This is a genomic window from Phaeobacter sp. SYSU ZJ3003, from assembly GCF_041300735.1.
GTDB lineage: Bacteria > Pseudomonadota > Alphaproteobacteria > Rhodobacterales > Rhodobacteraceae > Phycobacter > Phycobacter gallaeciensis_A.
This window is the reverse complement of record NZ_PXNU01000022.1, coordinates 97743-114428: the sequence shown is the minus strand read 5'-3', so window position 1 is coordinate 114428 and position 16686 is coordinate 97743. Positions and strand designations below refer to the sequence as shown.

Sequence of the window (16686 nt, the reverse complement as noted above, 5' to 3'; positions counted from 1 at the left end):
GAAACATGACACCCGAAATCCTGATTGCCCAAGGCCAGAGTGATCGCCATATGCGGCCAAGCTATGGACGGATGGTGATCAATTACGCCGGAAACGCGATAAAAATGAGGCAGCAAGGGCAAAAGCTTGCAAAGCGTCTGTCACAAGACACTGCGTGGCCCCGGAGCCTGTTCCGACGTTCCAATGGCTTGCTGTCGGTCAAACAGGCTGCGCTTACTACGAAATACGTCCGGATTGCGCAGGCGTTCGGCATATCCCAGCACAGAGCCTGCACAAAGCCAGGTGATCGGGATGAGTGTGTCATTCAACAGCATATCGGCCAATGTGGCGGCTAGGATCAGGGCGATCGGTGTTGCATAGGGGGAGAACGCGTGGCCCCGGTGGCGGCGCATTTCCCAAGCGAGGAGAAAAATCGGCAAGGTCAGCATGCCCATTTCGGCAATGTAACCCAGCCAGCCAAATGCGCCGAAAGTGATGATCCAGCGCCCGTCGGGCACCGATATGATCCGGCCGGTTTCCATGTCGCGCACCAGATTGCGCCCCCAGCCCCCCCAGCCGAACCAGGGCTTTTCGGCGGCCCGCTCCAGCATCATCGCCTCGTTGTGGAACCGGTAACCTAGGGACTGTGCCCGCTCGGTGCTGATTGCCTCTGCCTGTGCCAGAATGGCGTCGGTTGGAATAAGACCCTGGTTGCGCAGCATCGGATAGGTCACCGCGATCACCGCAATTACCATCGCCAGACGCATTTGCCAGCGGGCCGGGGCCAGGGCCACAACCGGCACGATGGAAAGCCCGTAGGCAAGCGAAGCCAGGCTCTTGCACAGGTAGAGCACCCCAAAGAGATAGACAGCGGCGAGGGCGAATTTGGTCCGTTCCCGCTCCTGTGCGGCCCGGGCAAGTGCGACAGCTGCAACAATGGAGGAAAAGATGAAGAAGGCCAGCCACAGCGCATGCGGCAGGAACACGATGGGACGAAATCCGCCCTGCCGCATCATCTGGCCGAAATCGTGCTGGAAAAATCCATAGATCCAGATGTTGAGCTGGGGACTCAAGCGGATCTCGAACAGCGACGGAATACTATAGGCCAGACCGGCAAGGCAGAGGGCCAGCAGCAGTTCCTTCTGTCCCGCTTCGCAGGACAGATAGCGTCGGGCCAGCAAAAACGGCATCAGCACTATGATCTGATTGATGATCACTGATCCCAGATCACGCCAGCGCAGTCCCGGTAGCATATCGGTCAGAAAGACGATCGGGCCGGCCCCTTCAAGCACCTGAAACAGAACGGGATCTTTATTCGTCATGACCGTAGGGATGACGCATAGGACAAACAGGATTGTCAGCGCACGAGCCAGCGGATGGCGCGGCCACAGCGGCACTGGCTTGCGCAACAGCCAGACGCAGAGGCCAAAAGCGACGACCGAAGGGATCGTGAACTTGTCCATGTCCGGTACCAGCGGCAGGTCGAACTCGGCCAGGGGCGGCAGCACAAGATAGCCACCGATAAAACACCACAGGATTGCCCGTTCCAGCGGCAGCCGCAGGAACAGCAGCAGGCTGACCAGCGGCCAGATCAGCAGCATCATATTGGCCAGGGCGTTGGGCATCGGCGTTCGGGACTCTCGATGGTGACGATCACAAACGATCAGTAATGGCCTGTTTTATAGACCTTACCTGTCAAAGTTTACGTAAACTTGCACCTCGTGTCCCGCTGAAATGCGAAATCGGGTAAACGGATGGCAACAATGCCACGTTTACCTATGCGCACCCCTGCCGGACTGGTCCAGACGCGGGCAGACGGGTAATCAGTCCTTTGCAGACTGGATTTATAGGCAGGGTTTGCAGACAGGGATGAGGCGGACTGGTGTATTTCGAGTTTCAAGGCACACGGATTGAGGTCAACATCGCGGACCGGCCCCGGCTGGAGAGTGAGGTCCTGTTGCGGTTTGCAAGCGGTGAAGGCTTTGCTCTTGCTACGGTCAATCTGGATCATCTCGTCAAACTGGAAACAAGCGCCGATTTTCTGGCCGCTTATGCGGCGCAGGATCTGGTTGTTGCCGATGGGCGCCCGGTGGTCTGGCTGTCACAGCTGGCGGGCAGACCGGTTGAGCTGATGCCGGGATCGGACATGGTGCTACCTCTGTGCAGGCTGGCCGCAAAAGCTGGGGTGCCGGTGGCGCTGGTTGGCAGTACTGCCGAGGCGCTTTCGGATGCCTCCGCTGCGCTGACGGCCAAGGTGCCGGGACTTGATCTGGCATGGTGCCATGCGCCCTCTGGCGTGTTCGACCCCGCAGGCCCTGAGGCGGAAGAGATCCTGCGCAACTTGGATCAAAAGGGAATTCGCCTGTGTTTCCTTGCGCTTGGTGCGCCAAAGCAGGAGCTGCTGGCGGCGCGCGGGCGCGAACTAGCCCCGGGCGTCGGGTTTGCTTCGGTCGGTGCGGGTTTGGATTTTCTCGGTGGGCACCAGCAACGCGCGCCACTGTGGATGCGCAAACTGGCACTTGAATGGCTTTGGCGGGCGCTCAGCAGTCCGGGTCGGATGGTGCCCCGTTATCTTAAGTGTTTTGCCATTCTGCCACGTCAAATTAAGCGCGCCCTGCGGATCAGGCGCAGCTAGCCGCCCTCAGCCGAGGCCCGGATGTGTTGACTGTAGTCCTCTGACGCGATCAGAAACCCGTTGTCCTGCAGGGTGGCGATATCGGGTGCCTGCAGCGCCGCCTCGGACCACAGCGACAGATCGGGGTTGCTGGACAGAACCGACAGGCGCAATTGGTCCTCACCATGGGCGATGGCCGCCTCGGCAACGGATTTGCGGTCGCGCGCCAAGCTGTCATTGGCGAATTTATAGTGCTTAAGCACCCCCGTCATCGGCGCCAGTGTCACCCCGGTGGCGGCATGGGGATGCACGCCTGCCTCAACCCCGGGACCGACAAAGACCAACGGGTGTTTCGTCAGGCAGCAATGCTCTGAAAACACCTTGGCGCGCACGCCGCCAAACAACACTTGCAGTGGCTGCGAACCACCCATGGCGATCCGGTTCTGGTTCAGAAAATAGGAAAGCCCGGTGTCCGGCGCGTCATAGTCACGGGCGGTAATCGCGCTGAGGTCGCACCAGCTGAACTGGCGCAGCACCTCGGGGTAGGTCATGTCCGCGACCTCGGCCAAAGGCGCTTTGGGGAACATTTCCAGCATCTGCGCCATCATGGCGGTATATCCACGCGCGGACATGTAGCGCGTCAGCCCCTGAAGCCCGACCTCGGCGCGCCCTTCGAAATCAAAGACCTCGTCCATATCCACGATCAGGCACCAGCGGTTTTGCGCATAGCGCTGCGCGGCATAGCTGCGGAACATGTTCTCGAACTGGCCCCAGGGCAGGCGCGATTGCAGGATGGCGGTGCCCGGTCTTTCGTGGATCCGCGCAATCGTGTCATCCTCCGAGCCGTTGTCGAAGAACACGAAATGGCGGATGCCAAGGCTGCTGTAGTGATCGAAAAACGCGTCGAGGTAGTAACACCCGTCACGCACAAGGGCGATCAGGGTGACCTCATCCGGTGGGGCAAAGACGCCGCGCGGCCCGTGCAAGTGACGCAGCGAGGACAGGAACCGCATCCGCTGATAGGTTCGGCCGAGCCGTTTGCGCAGCCGTACAGAGACGGAGCTTGGTTCGGCGCTGTCCTTCATTTGCATCTGCTTCCTTCAGCTTAGGTGCGGCCAACCTAAGGCGAGGGCCGTATCTGCGGCAAGATGTGTTTGCCGATCCCGGCACGGGCAATGGTTGCGCCAACATTTGCATTTTGCTATTCGATGCGGCAGCTTAAAATAACAGCACCCGACAACCGGGGCGCCCGAGGAGGCTGACAGGAATGGCATCGGATCTGACCGTATTGGTGGGGGATGTTGGGGGCAGTAATACGCGGCTGGCTCTTGCGGGGCCGGAAATCGGCGTGACAGGGCTCAAACATTTCCCGAACGACAGCTATTCCAGCCTGGATGAGGTTCTGGCCGCCTATTGCGCGCAGCCGGATCTGCCGCCCTTGCAGGGCTGCTGCCTTGCTGTGGCAGGGCCGGTCTACGGTGGGACCTATCGGCTGACCAATCGTGACTGGCACGGTACTGCGGCAGGACTTGCTGAAAGACTACCGCTGGAAACCGGTGGCCGGGTCGATGTGGTCAATGACCTTGCCGCCCTTGGTCATGCGCTGCCAGTGCTGATCCCCGGACAGCTGTCCTCGCTGCGCGCCGGGCGCCAGCAGGGAGAGCAGGCACTGGTGGCCGGTGTCGGCACCGGCTTCAATGTCTCGCTTTCGGCCGGTGGGCACACGATCGAGGCGGAACTGGGTCACGCCAGCCTGCCGGATCCGCTGGCGCAGGAGTTGGCACGTCTTCTGGGGCGTAGTCCGGAGGAATTCCCCAGCGTGGAAGAGCTGTTTTCCGGTCGCGGGCTCGTGCGGCTGCACCGCGCCCTTGGCGGCGATCCCTCCGAAGGCGGGGCAGAGATCGTTGCCGCCTTTCAGGATGGCGAAGAACACGTCGCGCAGCGTAGCGTGCCTGCCTGGGCGCGGCTGCTTGGGCTGTTGGCCCGCGAACTGGTGCCTGCCTATATGCCGGGCCAGGGGATCTTCTTTGCCGGTAGCGTCGCCCGCGGGGTGCTTGGCACCGGTGCGCGCGGTGATTTTCTGGCGGCCTTTGCTGAACCGGGGGGCAAACTTGCCGCCCAATGCGCCACCACGCCCCTATGGCTGATCACCGATGATGCTGCCGGCGTCAGCGGCACCGCCCGCTATGCCATCGAAGCAGCGCAGCGCCGGGGCGCCGCACCCGTTCGGGCGTAATCGGTCGGCTACCAACGCGGAGCGGAGAGTGTTGCCGGGCGCGGCGCCTGCCTGTCAGTAATCACGTTTGAAAAACAGGCCCAGACCGGATTCGCCTTCACTGTCGACCTTGCCGCTCACCGTCAGGCTTTTGGACAGGTCAAGATTGATGCTCAGCTCGCTATCGCCGCGGGTGTTCACATCCACATCGGTATAGACGTTCTCGGAGATATGACCGCCCAGACCCAGTCGCCCGGCGCCAAGGCTGTCTAGGCCGACTTCGGCATCATCCGCGCCGGTGCTTTGGCGCAGAGTGTCCTGAGTTTGCCCGCCCCGACCGCTCAGCTGCAGGGCCGATGCCGCCAGCCGGGCCAGTGCCAGCGGCGACAGATCCTTGATGTTATCCCCAAAGAGCAGCAACGCCAGGGCTTCTTCGCTGGGGCGGGGCGGCTCGGAGGTGACCTTGATTTCCGGTGCATCGATCAGGCCCGAAATCTCCAGCGTGGCGCTGCCCTGTTCCGTCTGCGCCGAGGAGCGGAATTCAAGATAAGGAACCAGGTTGCCCAGCAGGGTGATCTGCCCTTCGTCCAGGTCCAGACGCCGCCCCAGAATGTCGAAGGTGCCGCGGATCAGGCCGATTTGCCCGGCGGGTGAAATCCGCGCTGTGCTGCCCCGCAGGTGAATGCGTCCGCCCAGTTCGGCGCGCAGGCCGCGCCCACGGGCAAAGATCTTGCCCGGAGCATCGATCACCACGTCCAGCGCAATGTTCGAACGGCCTGCGCTGCCGTCCGTGCTTTGCGCTGATGTGATCAGCCCGGCGCGGGCGCGGGTGGCATTCACGGCGCCAGAGGCCCCGATATGAGATATCGGCGGGATTGGCGCCGCAGTGACCGAACCGCCAGTGGCGTTGAGGTTGATATTGGTTTCACCCACGTCGATGCGCCCGGACAGGCGGCTGTTGCCGGTGAGCGCGCCGGTGAGGGCCAGCCGCCCGTTCAACTGGCTGTCATAGCTCAGATGATCGCTCATCAGCAGATCGAGGATCTCAATGCTGAGGTCTGCATTGAACGGTGCCGCCAGAGCCACCGGCCCGGAGACGCGCAGGCTGCCGCTGTCGCCGGGGCTGGCTGAAAGTTGTAGCAAGGCGCGCGCCTGCTGCAGGGACACGGTGGCGTTGATATCATCGACGCGCTGTCCCGCCGACGGCAGGGCCAGCGTTGCCCCAGACGTGGTGATCGTGCCCGTAATGCTTTCGAGTGCGGGCGGGCCTTTCATGGCCAGATCGAAGCGGGCCGCGCCCTTGGCAAGGTTGGGCTTGATGAAGGGGTTCGCCCCTTCCAGACGCAGCTGGCCGGTGGCGGCGATATCGGCCGCGCCGCTGGCCTCGTTAAAGGTGCCGGAGAGATCGGCGCGGGCCTCTGCAGGGGCTGTGGCACTGGCATTGATGCTCCAGACCCCGTCTTTGCGCTGCGCCTCGCCCTTGGCGGCCAGGACGCCCGGCAATTCCGGTACGAACCGCTGCAATTCGTTGAGCGCCGCATCAAATGTCAGATCGGCGCTGCCATCCAGCTGCACGGACCCTTCCAGATCCGCACGGGAGGAATGCGGTCCCTTGAGCCGTGCCTGGCCCGACAGGATGTCGCCATCGCGGGTCAGGTCCGCCGCAAGTTCCAGCGTGCCGGGCACCTCTGGCACCAGCTGTTCCAGCTCCAGCAGGCGGGCGGTGAGGGAGAGTCGTCCGGCGGCGCTGTCCAGGCTGCCGCTGGCAGTGGCAGACAGGGCGCGGCTATCTAGGTTGAAATCGTCAATCCGCAATCCGTCTGTGCCGCGCGCGGCTACAAGTTTCAGCGTGGTAGGACCGGTCATCAGCGCATCCAGCTGGGCGATATCCGCGCTCAGGTCCTGCGCCTGCAGGTTCAGATCCACGTCAAAGGCGCGGGAAAGAGGCGTGAACTGCCCGGTGAACAATGCCTGCACCGCGCCGCCCAGCGGGCGGCCCGCCAGCGCAGAGAACCGTGACAGGTCGCCAGCACCTGCACTGAGGTCCGCCGCCACCCGGAGACCGCTATCGAGGCCGGAAAACGTGACGTCGCCCGCGGCGCGGTAGTCGGAGCCGCTCAGCGTCAGGCCGGTCAGCGACAGCGCATCCGGCCCGTCGGTGGTGAGGGTGGTGACAAGCTCCAGTTCGCTGCCGGTTGCCTGTGCCAGCGCCGGATCGCGCGGCGCGAAATAGCGCAGGGCCAGACGTAGATCTCCGACAAGACCTGCCGGGCCGGTGTCATCTGCTGCGCTGTTGAGGGTGCCGGAGCCGTCAAGGTGCAGTTCCCCAAGGCGCATCTGGGGATGGCTGAGCTGGTTCACCGTTCCGGCGACGCTCCAGGCGCCATCGGTGGTCTTGCGCGCGGTGAGATCTGCCCCGGCAAGGGTCGTTGCCGCGCCGGGGACGGGCAGGACGACGGCGGCTTCTCCTGACGGGGGCTGGATTTGGACCTTCAGGTTGGCGGTATCAAGGTTGCCGGTGGCGCCGGTGGCAAGCGCGCCGGTCACGCGCAGGGCGCGGGTGCTGAGCGCGAGCGTATCAAGCGCGACACCGCCTTCGGCCACGGTTTGGCCACGTGTCACCAGTCGCAGGCCCGGACCAAAGAAGGGGCGGTAGTCGGGCAAGAGAAGCGGGTCGATATCGCCGCCCAGATCTGCCGAGAAGGCGATTCCGCTGGGGCCTGCGTCCTGTTCGCTCTCGGCATCCTGCAGCGCAGCCAGAACGACCTGACCCGAAAGACGTTCCTGTCCGTTGCTGCTGAGCGCGATATCCGCTTTGAAATCAGTGACCGGGCCACTGCCCTTTGCGGTGAGGCCAAGGGTCGGGCGACCGGGAAGTGCCAGGACGGTGGAGAGCAAACCGCCTGCGGCCTCGGTCAGGGACAGGTCCAGATCAATTTGGCGGGTCTGATCGGAATAGCCCGCCACCAGCGACAGCCGGTCACCGGGTTTGTCGAGCCGCGCCGTTTCCAGCCGGGTCTGCAGCGCGCCATCGGCCAGGCTCAGTGCCCCCGTGACGGAGAGGCTGGCGGATTGGCCAAGCAGGTCTTCGCCCAGATCCACGCGGCCTGCGCGGATCTCGCCCAGTTCAATCGCGACGGGCAATTCGGGCAGACGGAGTGGGGTGGCTTCCGGGGTGGGCAGCTCCGGGTCTGCGGGCACCGGTGTCGGGCTGCGAACCACGGTGATGCTCTCGGCGCTGAGGCTGTTGACCGAAAACCGCCCCTGCAGAAGGGCCAGCCGGTTCCAGTCCAGTTTTGCCTCTTCGATGGTGAGCCAGACTCCATCATCATCCGCGACGGTCAGCCGTTCGATCGTGGCTTGTGAGGACAGGGCGCCAGTGAGGCCGGTCACGGTGATATAGCGACTGTCGGCAGACAGGGTGTCTTCGAGGAACCCCACCAGCATGCCGCCGCTGTCGCTTTCTGTTTCCTGAGCGCCGGAGGGACCGACAGCAGCGGTGAGCGACAGGGCCGCAGCCAGGCAGCTGCCGCGCGTGAGGGTGCGGGTACTGGTCAAAACGCCTGTCCTATGCCGATGTAGAGTTGTGGCCCATCGTCGCTGCCGCCGGTCACGGGATAGGCGAGGTCGACCCGGATCGAGCCGATGCCCGACACGTTGTAGCGCAGGCCCAGCCCGGCGCCCGAGTGGCTGGCCGAGTCCGACGACACGAAGCTCTCCGCATCGACGTAGGCATGGTCGTAAAAGCCGACGAGTGAGATTTTCTCTGTGATGCGGCCGCGCAGTTCCGCGGACAGGGCCAGATAGCCCCGGCCGCCTGCGGTCTTTCCTGCGACGGGCACGCCAAGGGATTGATATTCATGCCCGCGCACCGACCCGCCGCCGCCGGAGAAGAACAGCAGCGTCGGAGAGACCCCACTGTGCGAAGGACCAATGACCGAGCCGAGCTGCGCTCGCCCGGCCAGCACGATCCGGTCATCGGCGCCAAACCCATGATAGGTCCGGGCATCCAGCGTGATCTGCGCACCGGGATCGCTGCCATCGACACCAAAGAAAGGCGTAAAGCGGCCACTCAGGAAGCGGCCACGGGTGGGATCCACCGTGCTGTCGCGTCCGTCATATTCGGCGCGCAGGCTGGCGAAAGCATATTTGAAACGCCGTTTGCCAAAGGCGTCCGTGGCGAGGATGGAATCGAACCCGACAGTGCCTTCGGCGAAGAGCGTGTCGGAAAACACACGCCGAACCCCGATGCCGCCCATGCCATGGGTGGCGGTGAAATGCTCCTGATCCAGACGCTCGGCTTCGGCCAGGTAGAAAATATTGTCATCGGGGCCGAGCGTGGCAGGCCGGTCCAGACGCACAGCGATGCGCCCGTCGATATCGCTGCTGCCGCCGATGCCGCTGACGCGGGCCTCGAAGCGTAGTTTTTCGGCGGCGCCGAACAGGTTGCGGTGCATCCAGCTGGTGGTGAGCGTCACCCCCTCGGTGGTGCTCAGCTCGGCGCCGAAGGTCAGCCTGCGGGGCGGCATGTCTTCCAGCGTTACGTTCAGATCAAGCGTGCCATCGGTGTTGGCGCGCTCGGCCTCTTGCAGCGAGACCGAGGAGAAGGCCCCGGTGCGGCGAAGGCGCGTCGCGGATTTCGACATCAGATCGGGGTGATAGACTTCGCCTTGCGGGAAACCTGCGATCTTGCGGATGGCGTCTTCGCGGACGGCGCTGGGGCTGAGAATCGTGGTCTTGCCGAACCGCAGCTGCGGACCGGGCTGCAGCCGCAGCCGCGCGTTCAGCGTGGCGCTGCGATGATCTGCGGTAATGTCCTGCCCGCCAAGGGCGACCTTGGCATGCCCCTGTCGCCGCCAGGCGCGGATCCCGGCATTGGCTGCATCGCGGATGGCACCGGTGCTGGCGGGGGCGCCGCTGGTGAACTCGTTCGGCAGCTCCACATCGCTGGTCTTGGGCCAGGGACGAACCTCGGCCGCGCCAAAGGTGAATCTGCGCCCCGGTTTGACCGAAATCTCGATCCGGTCGATGCGGCTGGGCGGTGTTACGGGATCAATCGCCGCGGCCTCGCGCCCATCAAGGCGAATATTCACCACCGGCGCGAAATAGCCCGCATCATACAGAACCTGCACCATGGTGCGGTAATCCGACAGCGCTGCCGCCAGAAGATCCTGAACGTCGCTCTGATCTCTTGTGGCCAGAACCGCAGAGGCGCCTTGCAGACGCGCGGTCAGATCATCCGGCGCACCGGGAGCAACCAGCAGGGTTTCGGCGGCCTCAGCAGGAGCGGACATCAGGCAGCCGCAGACCAGCAGGCCCGACGCCAAACGCCGCAAGGCAAAGCGTGATTTCGGTTTTGAGTACATCAAGGCTCCGGGCAGCGGCAGGGGGCGGGCGTGCCCCCATGTCGGCGGAAAACCTAGCACAGCAACAGCCGAGGTAAAGCCGGGATAGGTATCATCGCAGGAGCGGATCGGGCAGGTGGCGGATTGGTGCGCACATAGACATGCCGCCCGCCATCAGAAGGCGCGGATCACATCTGCGCGGCGCGGAACCAGCGGCGGATCGCGGCACGGTCTTCGGGTTCCATATAGGTGATATTGGCCGGGGGCATGGCATGGGTGACGCCTGCCTGCAGGTAGATTTCGCGGGCGCGGCGGGCCACGTCGCGCTCGGTTTCCAGAACCACGCCCTTGGGCGCTGTGCGGATGCCGTCCCAGAAGGGTTCGCGCGCGTGGCACATGCTACAGCGGCCCATGACGATCTCATGCACCTCTTCGAACCCCGCTGTCTCTGCCATCACCAGGGCGGTGCCTTGGAGTGCCGCCTCTTCCTCAGTATCGCCTTCGTGCTCCAGCCCGGCAGTGGACAGAATGATCACCCCGAGGAACAGCAGGAACGTGGCCAGCCAGGTCCAGGTCGGGTTGCCAGCATTGGCGTGGCGGGTGTTGAAATAATGCCGGATCGTCACCCCCATCAAGAATACCAGCGCCGCGATCAGCCAGTTGTATTCACTGGCAAAGGCCAGCGGATAGTGGTTCGACAGCATCAGGAAGATGACTGGCAGGGTCAGGTAGTTGTTATGGGTCGAGCGCAGCTTGGCGATCTTGCCGTATTTGGCATCGGGGGTGCGCCCTTCCTGCAGGTCCTTCACCACGATGCGCTGGTTCGGCATGATGATGAAAAAGACATTCGCGGTCATGATGGTGGCGGTAAATGCCCCCAGATGCAGCATCATGGCGCGGCCGGTGAAGACCTGATTGAGTCCCCAACCCATGGCCACCAGCAGTACGAACAGCAGTACCATCAGTAGGGTAGGGCGCTCGGCCAGACCGGATTTGCACAGGCGGTCGTAAACGAGCCAGCCAATCGACAAGGTGGCGGCAGAGATCGCGATGCCCTGCCACAGGGACAGATCCGCCTTGGACTGGTCGATGAGATAAAGCTCACCCCCGGCCCAGTAGACCACCATCAGCAGCGCAAAGCCGGAGAGCCAGGTGGAATAGCTTTCCCATTTGAACCAGATCAGATGCTCCGGCATCTCGGCCGGGGCCACCAGGTATTTGCGGATATGGTAGAAGCCGCCGCCATGGACCTGCCATTCCTCGCCATGGGCGCCGGGGGGCAGATCCGCCGCCTTGCGCAGGCCCAGGTCCAGCGCGATGAAATAGAACGATGAACCGATCCAGGCGATCGCGGTGATCACATGCAGCCAGCGGATGGCAAAGCCCAGCCAATCCCACATCATCACGAGTTCATACATGCGCAAACGCCCCTATTGTCTTTGCTTTCTGGTCTCAGTCCGGTCTCTGGTCCTTACCCTAGGCAAGGGGGACATTCTTCGGTATTGCAGATAAAATCCAAGCTGTATCAAAAATTCTGGAATAATATCGGCCCCGTCCATGTCTTACCTCGACAATATCCGCACCTTCGTGCGTGTCTACGAACTTGGCTCCATGTCGGCGGCGGGGCGGGATCTGCGGATCTCTCCGGCTGTTACTTCGGCACGGATTTCCCAGCTTGAGGATTATCTGGGCGTTCGTCTGTTCCAGCGCACCACCCGCAACCTGACCGCGACCGAGCAGGGGCAGGTGTTTTATAGCGGCGCGGTCACAGTGCTGGATGCGGTGGATCAGGCCGAGGCGGAGGTGATGCATCTGACCGATGCGCCGCGCGGCACGTTGTTTGTAGCGGCGCCTCTGGGGGTGGGGCGGCGATTGGTTGCGCCTGCGGTGCCGGAGTTCCTGGCGAGCTATCCTGAAATCAACCTGCGCCTGCGACTATCGGACCGGGCGGTGGATCTGACCACCGAAGGGCTGGATTTGGCGTTTTTTCTGGGGCAACCCGAAGACAGCACCCTGCGGATCCGCAAGATCGCCGATTGCCGCCGGGTTCTGGTTGCGGCGCCGGAGTATATTGCTCGCTGTGGCATGCCAAAGGACGGGGCGGCACTGATCCGAGAGGGGCACAATTGTCTCAACCTGCGCTATCCCGGCGCCAGTGAGTTTCAGTGGATGCTGCAAACCCCGGAGGGGCCGCAGCGTTTTGCCGTCTCCGGGCGCTATGAATGCGATGATGGCGATGTGCTGACCGACTGGGCTCTGGCTGGTGAGGGGATCGCCCTCAAACCCGTGTTCGAGGTGGCGCCGCATCTGGAGGCCGGGCGGCTGGTGCCGGTTGCAACCGCGACGCCGCCGGTACCGGTGCAGATGGCCTGTCTCTACACCCACCGGCGCCATCAGGATCCGAAAACCCGGCTGTTCATGGATTTCATGACCGAGCGTATGGCGCGGGCGATGCGCCAGACCGAAACAGGCGCCGAGGATCCCGGCGCCTGACCGATGCGGCGTTCAGCTGCCGCGGTAGGTGGAATAGCCATAGGGCGATAGCAGCAGCGGCACGTGGTAGTGGGCCTCTGGATCGCTGATGCCAAACTGGATCGGCACGATGTCGAGGAACAGTGGCTCCTCTGCGGTCTGACCGGTGGCGCGCAGATAGCCACCTGCGTCGAACTCCAACTCGTAAGTGCCGGTCGCAAACTCCCCCTGTGGCAGGATCGGACTGTCGGTGCGCCCATCTGCGTTGGTCTGCATCTGCGCCAGCTCGGTCCGGGTGCCTCCTTCGACACGATAAAGCGTGATCGACAGCCCCTCGGCCGGGCAGCCGCGGGCGGTATCCAGAACATGGGTGGTAAGGTATCCGGTCATTGGCAGTTCCTTCGCTATGTCTGTTCTTCCTGCACCAAGCGCGAGAGTTGAGCAAATGGCGCCGGATTGACAGTGTTTTCGGGAAATTTTGATAAAAGGGCCAGGTCTTCTGCCATTATAGAGGTTATGCTTGCGGTTGCCTGCCAAAGTGGCGGGCGACATCAACAAAGAGACAGCAGACCATGAACAGATATCCGCGCAATATGATCGGCTATGGCGCCACCCCTCCGGATGCAGCCTGGCCGGGCGGTGCGAAGGTCGCGGTGCAATTCGTGCTGAACTACGAAGAGGGCGGCGAGAATTGCGTGTTGCACGGGGATGCCGGGTCTGAAGCCTTCCTGTCGGATATCGCCGGGGCCGCACCCTGGCCGGGGCAGCGGCACTGGAACATGGAGTCGATCTACGAATACGGCGCCCGCGCCGGGTTCTGGCGGCTGCACCGGATGTTCACCGGGGCGAATATCCCGGTCACCATCTATGGCGTCGCCACCGCGCTGGCCCGCTCCCCGCAGCAGGTGGCCGCGATGAAGTCCGCCGGGTGGGAGATCGCCAGCCATGGGCTGAAATGGGTCGAGCACAAGGACATGCCCGAGGCAGAGGAACGCGCCGCGATCGCCGAGGCGGTGCGCCTTCATACCGAGGTGGTCGGAACCCGCCCGCGCGGCTGGTACACCGGGCGCTGCAGCGCCAACACCGTGCGGCTGGTCGCCGAAGAAGGCGGGTTCGACTATATCTCGGATACCTATGACGACGATCTTCCCTATTGGCTCGAGGTCGGTGAGCGGGACCAGCTGATCATTCCCTATACGCTGGAAGCCAACGATATGCGCTTTGCCACCGCGCCGGGCTACATCACGGGTGAGCAGTTCTTTCAGTATCTGAAGGACGCCTTTGACGTGCTCTATGCCGAAGGAGAGGCCGGAGCGCCCAAGATGATGTCGGTGGGGCTGCATTGCCGCCTGATCGGCAGGCCGGGCAAGGCCGCAGGGCTGAAGCGGTTCCTTGATTATATCCAAGGGTTTGAGGGCGTCTGGTGTCCGCGCCGGGCCGATATCGCCGATCACTGGGCAGAGACCCACCCGCACAAGCGCTACATGCGTCCGAGCCAGATGGAGCGGGAAAGCTTTGTCGCGGCCTATGGCGGCATCTTCGAACATTCCCCCTGGATCGCCGAGCGGGCCTTTGATCTGGAGCTGGGACCGGCGCATGACACGGCACTCGGGCTGCACAATGCCTTGTGCCGGATGTTTCGCTCCGCCAGTGAGGCTGAGCGTCTGGGCGTGTTGACTGCGCACCCGGATCTGGCCGGAAAGCTGGCCGCCGCGAAACGCCTAACCGCAGAAAGCACTTCAGAGCAGGCCAGCGCCGGGCTGGACGCGTTGACTGACGCTGAGCGGGAGAGCTTCACGCAGCTCAACACTGCTTATGTGGAAAAACACGGTTTCCCTTTCATCATCGCCGTGCGCGATCACGACAAGGCATCGATCCTGGCGGCCTTTGAACGGCGGGTCGAAAACGACAGGGATACCGAATTTGCCGAGGCCTGCCGACAGGTTGAACGGATTGCCGAATTCCGCCTGAAGGATCTCCTGCCATGAGCCAGATCATCGAGATCGCGCCGATCAGCACCGAGGCATTCGCACCTTTCGGGGATCTGATCGACATCTCCGGCGCGCCCGACAAGATCATCAACCAAGGCCTCTGCGGACGCTATCACGACCGGGCAAAGATGGATTTTGCGGACGGGCGCGCGGGCCTCAGCCTGTTCAACGCCGAGCCGCGCGCCCTGCCGATGCGGCTGGAAATGGTGGAGCGTCACCCGGAGGGAAGCCAGGCCTTTATCCCCATGGGGGGGCAGGGTTTCCTTGTGGTTGTTGCCCAAGATTTGGGCGATGCGCCGGGCAGGCCGCTGGCTTTTGAGACAGAGCCGGGTCAGGCCATCAATTTCCACCGCGGCACCTGGCACGGCGTGTTGACGCCGCTGTGCGAACCCGGCCTCTTTGCGGTGGTGGACCGGATCGGTCCCGGCGCAAATCTGCAGGAACACTGGTTCGATACCGCATATGAGGTGAGGCGCCCCTGACGGGCGCCTCGTCTGTTTTCAAGCCCACCCGAAAAGAGGTGGCACCAACAAAAATACCAACAGATCCAACAGAAGAGGGAAATGAAAATGGCAGATGGTTCCATCGGAACGGCAGCAGAGCTGCGCGATCCGAATTACACGCCGCCGCTGACCCAGGCGATACCGCTGGGGATCCAGCATGTGCTTGCGATGTTCGTGTCCAATGTGACGCCGGCGATCATCGTCGCCGGGGCGGCGGGGTTTGGGTTTGGTTCGAACTCGCCCGACTTTCCCGAGCTGTTGTACATGATCCAGATGTCGATGCTGTTTGCCGGGGTGGCGACGCTGCTGCAGACGATCACCCTCGGCCCGGTTGGCGCCGCGCTTCCGATCGTGCAGGGGACCAGTTTTGCCTTTCTGCCGATCATGATCCCGCTGGTCGCGGGCAAGGGCGTCGATGCGCTGGGCGCGCTTTATGGCGGTGTCCTGATCGGCGGCCTGTTTCATGCGTTGCTCGGGACGGTGATCGGCAAGATCCGTTTTGCCCTGCCGCCGCTGGTGACCGGGCTGGTGGTGACAATGATTGGTCTGGCGCTGGTCAAGGTCGGCATCCAGTACGCGGCAGGTGGCGTGCCTGCCATTGGTAAGCCGGAATACGGCTCGCTCTTGAACTGGTCGGCCGCGTTGATCGTGATCTTTGCCACCTTGGGGCTGAAATTCTTTGCCCGTGGCATGCTGTCGGTTTCGGCGGTGCTTCTGGGGCTGATCGTGGGCTATATCTACGCGCTGATGGTCGGCATGGTGAGCTTTGAGGCCATCGGAACCAGCTGGTCGCGCGCATCGGCCTTTGCCTTGCCGGTGCCGTTCAAATACGGGTTCGAGTTCTCCTTTGCCGCGATACTGGGTTTCTGCCTGATGGCCTTTGTCTCGGCTGTTGAGACCGTGGGTGATGTCAGCGGCATCACTCAGGGTGGCGCCGGGCGCGAGGCCACCGACAAGGAGATCGCCGGAGCGACCTATGCCGATGGTCTAGGCACGGCGGTTGCGGGGATCTTTGGCGGGCTGCCGAATACATCTTTCAGCCAGAACGTCGGCCTTATCGCCATGACCGGCGTGATGAGCCGCCATGTGGTGACCTGCGGTGCGATCTTTCTGATCATCTGCGGCCTGGTGCCCAAGGTCGGCGCCATTATCCGCACCATTCCGATCGAGGTGCTGGGGGGCGGCGTCATCGTCATGTTCGGCATGGTGGTCGCAGCGGGCATTTCGATGCTGTCCGATGTGGACTGGAACCGGCGCAACATGGTGATCTTTGCGATCTCCCTGTCGGTGGGGCTGGGGCTGCAGCTGGAACCCGGGGCGGTGCAGTATCTGCCCGATACGCTGCGGATCCTGATGACCAGCGGCCTACTGCCTGCGGCGGTGATTGCCATCGTGCTGAACCTGGTGCTGCCCGTGGAGCTGCCCGGCAGTGCCACCGAGGAAGTTTCTGGCGGCATGTCGGGGCATGGTCAGGGCAGCCTCGGACACGACTGATCCACGTCCCAAGGATTGGTGGGGCCTCTCCCGCCCGTCCTGCGATCATCCATCGATGATCTGGTCCCGTTGG

At 63.1% G+C, this 16686-nt stretch carries 12 protein-coding genes; 6 read left to right on the top strand and 6 right to left on the bottom strand.

The genetic code is table 11. The features are described 5' to 3' along the window. Window positions 1-140 precede the first annotated feature (140 nt). The gene (locus C6W91_RS10025) at window positions 141-1604 is read right to left on the bottom strand and encodes a hypothetical protein (RefSeq protein ID WP_274832057.1); all 1464 of its coding nucleotides are present in this window, start codon (window positions 1602-1604) and stop codon (window positions 141-143) included. A gap of 257 nt (window positions 1605-1861) precedes the next feature. On the opposite strand from C6W91_RS10025, the gene C6W91_RS10020 reads away from it, so the two are divergent. Then, entirely contained in the window at window positions 1862-2614 is a 753-nt protein-coding gene (locus C6W91_RS10020; protein WP_274867605.1) for a WecB/TagA/CpsF family glycosyltransferase, read from the top strand. On the opposite strand, the gene C6W91_RS10015 is transcribed toward C6W91_RS10020, so the two are convergent. Then, on the bottom strand, window positions 2611-3684 hold the full coding sequence (locus C6W91_RS10015) for a glycosyltransferase family 2 protein (protein ID WP_370570781.1): 1074 nt from the start codon (window positions 3682-3684) through the stop codon (window positions 2611-2613). The two genes, C6W91_RS10020 and C6W91_RS10015, sit on opposite strands and share 4 nt — an antisense overlap. 176 nt (window positions 3685-3860) lie before the next feature. Between C6W91_RS10015 and C6W91_RS10010 the strand changes: the two genes are divergently transcribed. Continuing rightward, window positions 3861-4829 (top strand): glucokinase, encoded by a 969-nt coding sequence (locus C6W91_RS10010; protein WP_274867603.1) that lies wholly within the window; start codon window positions 3861-3863, stop codon window positions 4827-4829. Window positions 4830-4883: 54 nt separating this feature from the next. Here C6W91_RS10010 and C6W91_RS10005 read toward each other — a convergent pair whose 3' ends face one another. From C6W91_RS10005 to C6W91_RS09995, 3 genes are all read right to left on the bottom strand, one after another. Beyond that, window positions 4884-8366 (bottom strand): translocation/assembly module TamB domain-containing protein, encoded by a 3483-nt coding sequence (locus C6W91_RS10005; protein ID WP_370570780.1) that lies wholly within the window; start codon window positions 8364-8366, stop codon window positions 4884-4886. Continuing rightward, on the bottom strand, window positions 8363-10174 hold the full coding sequence (locus C6W91_RS10000) for an autotransporter assembly complex family protein (RefSeq protein ID WP_370570779.1): 1812 nt from the start codon (window positions 10172-10174) through the stop codon (window positions 8363-8365). The genes C6W91_RS10005 and C6W91_RS10000 overlap by 4 nt, the downstream gene beginning before the upstream one ends. A gap of 167 nt (window positions 10175-10341) precedes the next feature. After that, window positions 10342-11571: a urate hydroxylase PuuD gene (locus C6W91_RS09995; protein ID WP_274867600.1), complete on the bottom strand. Its 1230-nt coding sequence runs from the start codon at window positions 11569-11571 to the stop codon at window positions 10342-10344. Between the two features lie 139 nt (window positions 11572-11710). Between C6W91_RS09995 and C6W91_RS09990 the strand changes: the two genes are divergently transcribed. Then, a complete protein-coding gene (locus tag C6W91_RS09990) occupies window positions 11711-12646 on the top strand; it encodes a LysR family transcriptional regulator (protein WP_274867599.1) in 936 nt (311 codons plus the stop codon). A gap of 12 nt (window positions 12647-12658) precedes the next feature. Here the strand turns inward: C6W91_RS09990 and uraH are convergent, their stop codons facing one another. After that, the gene (uraH, locus tag C6W91_RS09985) at window positions 12659-13015 is read right to left on the bottom strand and encodes a hydroxyisourate hydrolase (protein ID WP_274867598.1); all 357 of its coding nucleotides are present in this window, start codon (window positions 13013-13015) and stop codon (window positions 12659-12661) included. Window positions 13016-13197: 182 nt separating this feature from the next. On the opposite strand from uraH, the gene puuE reads away from it, so the two are divergent. The 3 genes from puuE to C6W91_RS09970 all read left to right on the top strand — a co-directional run bounded on the left by puuE (window position 13198) and on the right by C6W91_RS09970 (window position 16613). Next, window positions 13198-14613, top strand: a complete 1416-nt coding sequence (gene puuE / locus C6W91_RS09980) for an allantoinase PuuE (protein WP_274867597.1) — start codon at window positions 13198-13200, stop codon at window positions 14611-14613. Continuing rightward, window positions 14610-15098 (top strand): ureidoglycolate lyase, encoded by a 489-nt coding sequence (locus tag C6W91_RS09975; protein WP_274867596.1) that lies wholly within the window; start codon window positions 14610-14612, stop codon window positions 15096-15098. The genes puuE and C6W91_RS09975 overlap by 4 nt, the downstream gene beginning before the upstream one ends. An 87-nt stretch (window positions 15099-15185) precedes the next feature. Beyond that, window positions 15186-16613 carry a uracil-xanthine permease family protein gene (locus tag C6W91_RS09970; RefSeq protein WP_274867595.1) on the top strand — a complete coding sequence of 476 codons (1428 nt, stop codon included), beginning with the start codon at window positions 15186-15188 and terminating at the stop codon, window positions 16611-16613. Window positions 16614-16686 lie beyond the last annotated feature (73 nt).

What these genes read in the sequence shown, in the direction of transcription:
- C6W91_RS09990 (WP_274867599.1), top strand. Translation starts at nt 11,711, where the DNA reads ATGTCTTACCTCGACAATATCCGCACCTTCGTGCGTGTCTACGAACTT.
- C6W91_RS09970 (WP_274867595.1), top strand. Translation starts at nt 15,186, where the DNA reads ATGGCAGATGGTTCCATCGGAACGGCAGCAGAGCTGCGCGATCCGAAT.
- puuE (WP_274867597.1), top strand. Translation starts at nt 13,198, where the DNA reads ATGAACAGATATCCGCGCAATATGATCGGCTATGGCGCCACCCCTCCG.
- C6W91_RS09975 (WP_274867596.1), top strand. Translation starts at nt 14,610, where the DNA reads ATGAGCCAGATCATCGAGATCGCGCCGATCAGCACCGAGGCATTCGCA.
- C6W91_RS10025 (WP_274832057.1), bottom strand. Translation starts at nt 1,604, where the DNA reads ATGCCCAACGCCCTGGCCAATATGATGCTGCTGATCTGGCCGCTGGTC.
- uraH (WP_274867598.1), bottom strand. Translation starts at nt 13,015, where the DNA reads ATGACCGGATACCTTACCACCCATGTTCTGGATACCGCCCGCGGCTGC.
- C6W91_RS09995 (WP_274867600.1), bottom strand. Translation starts at nt 11,571, where the DNA reads ATGTATGAACTCGTGATGATGTGGGATTGGCTGGGCTTTGCCATCCGC.
- C6W91_RS10015 (WP_370570781.1), bottom strand. Translation starts at nt 3,684, where the DNA reads ATGCAAATGAAGGACAGCGCCGAACCAAGCTCCGTCTCTGTACGGCTG.
- C6W91_RS10000 (WP_370570779.1), bottom strand. Translation starts at nt 10,174, where the DNA reads ATGTACTCAAAACCGAAATCACGCTTTGCCTTGCGGCGTTTGGCGTCG.
- C6W91_RS10010 (WP_274867603.1), top strand. Translation starts at nt 3,861, where the DNA reads ATGGCATCGGATCTGACCGTATTGGTGGGGGATGTTGGGGGCAGTAAT.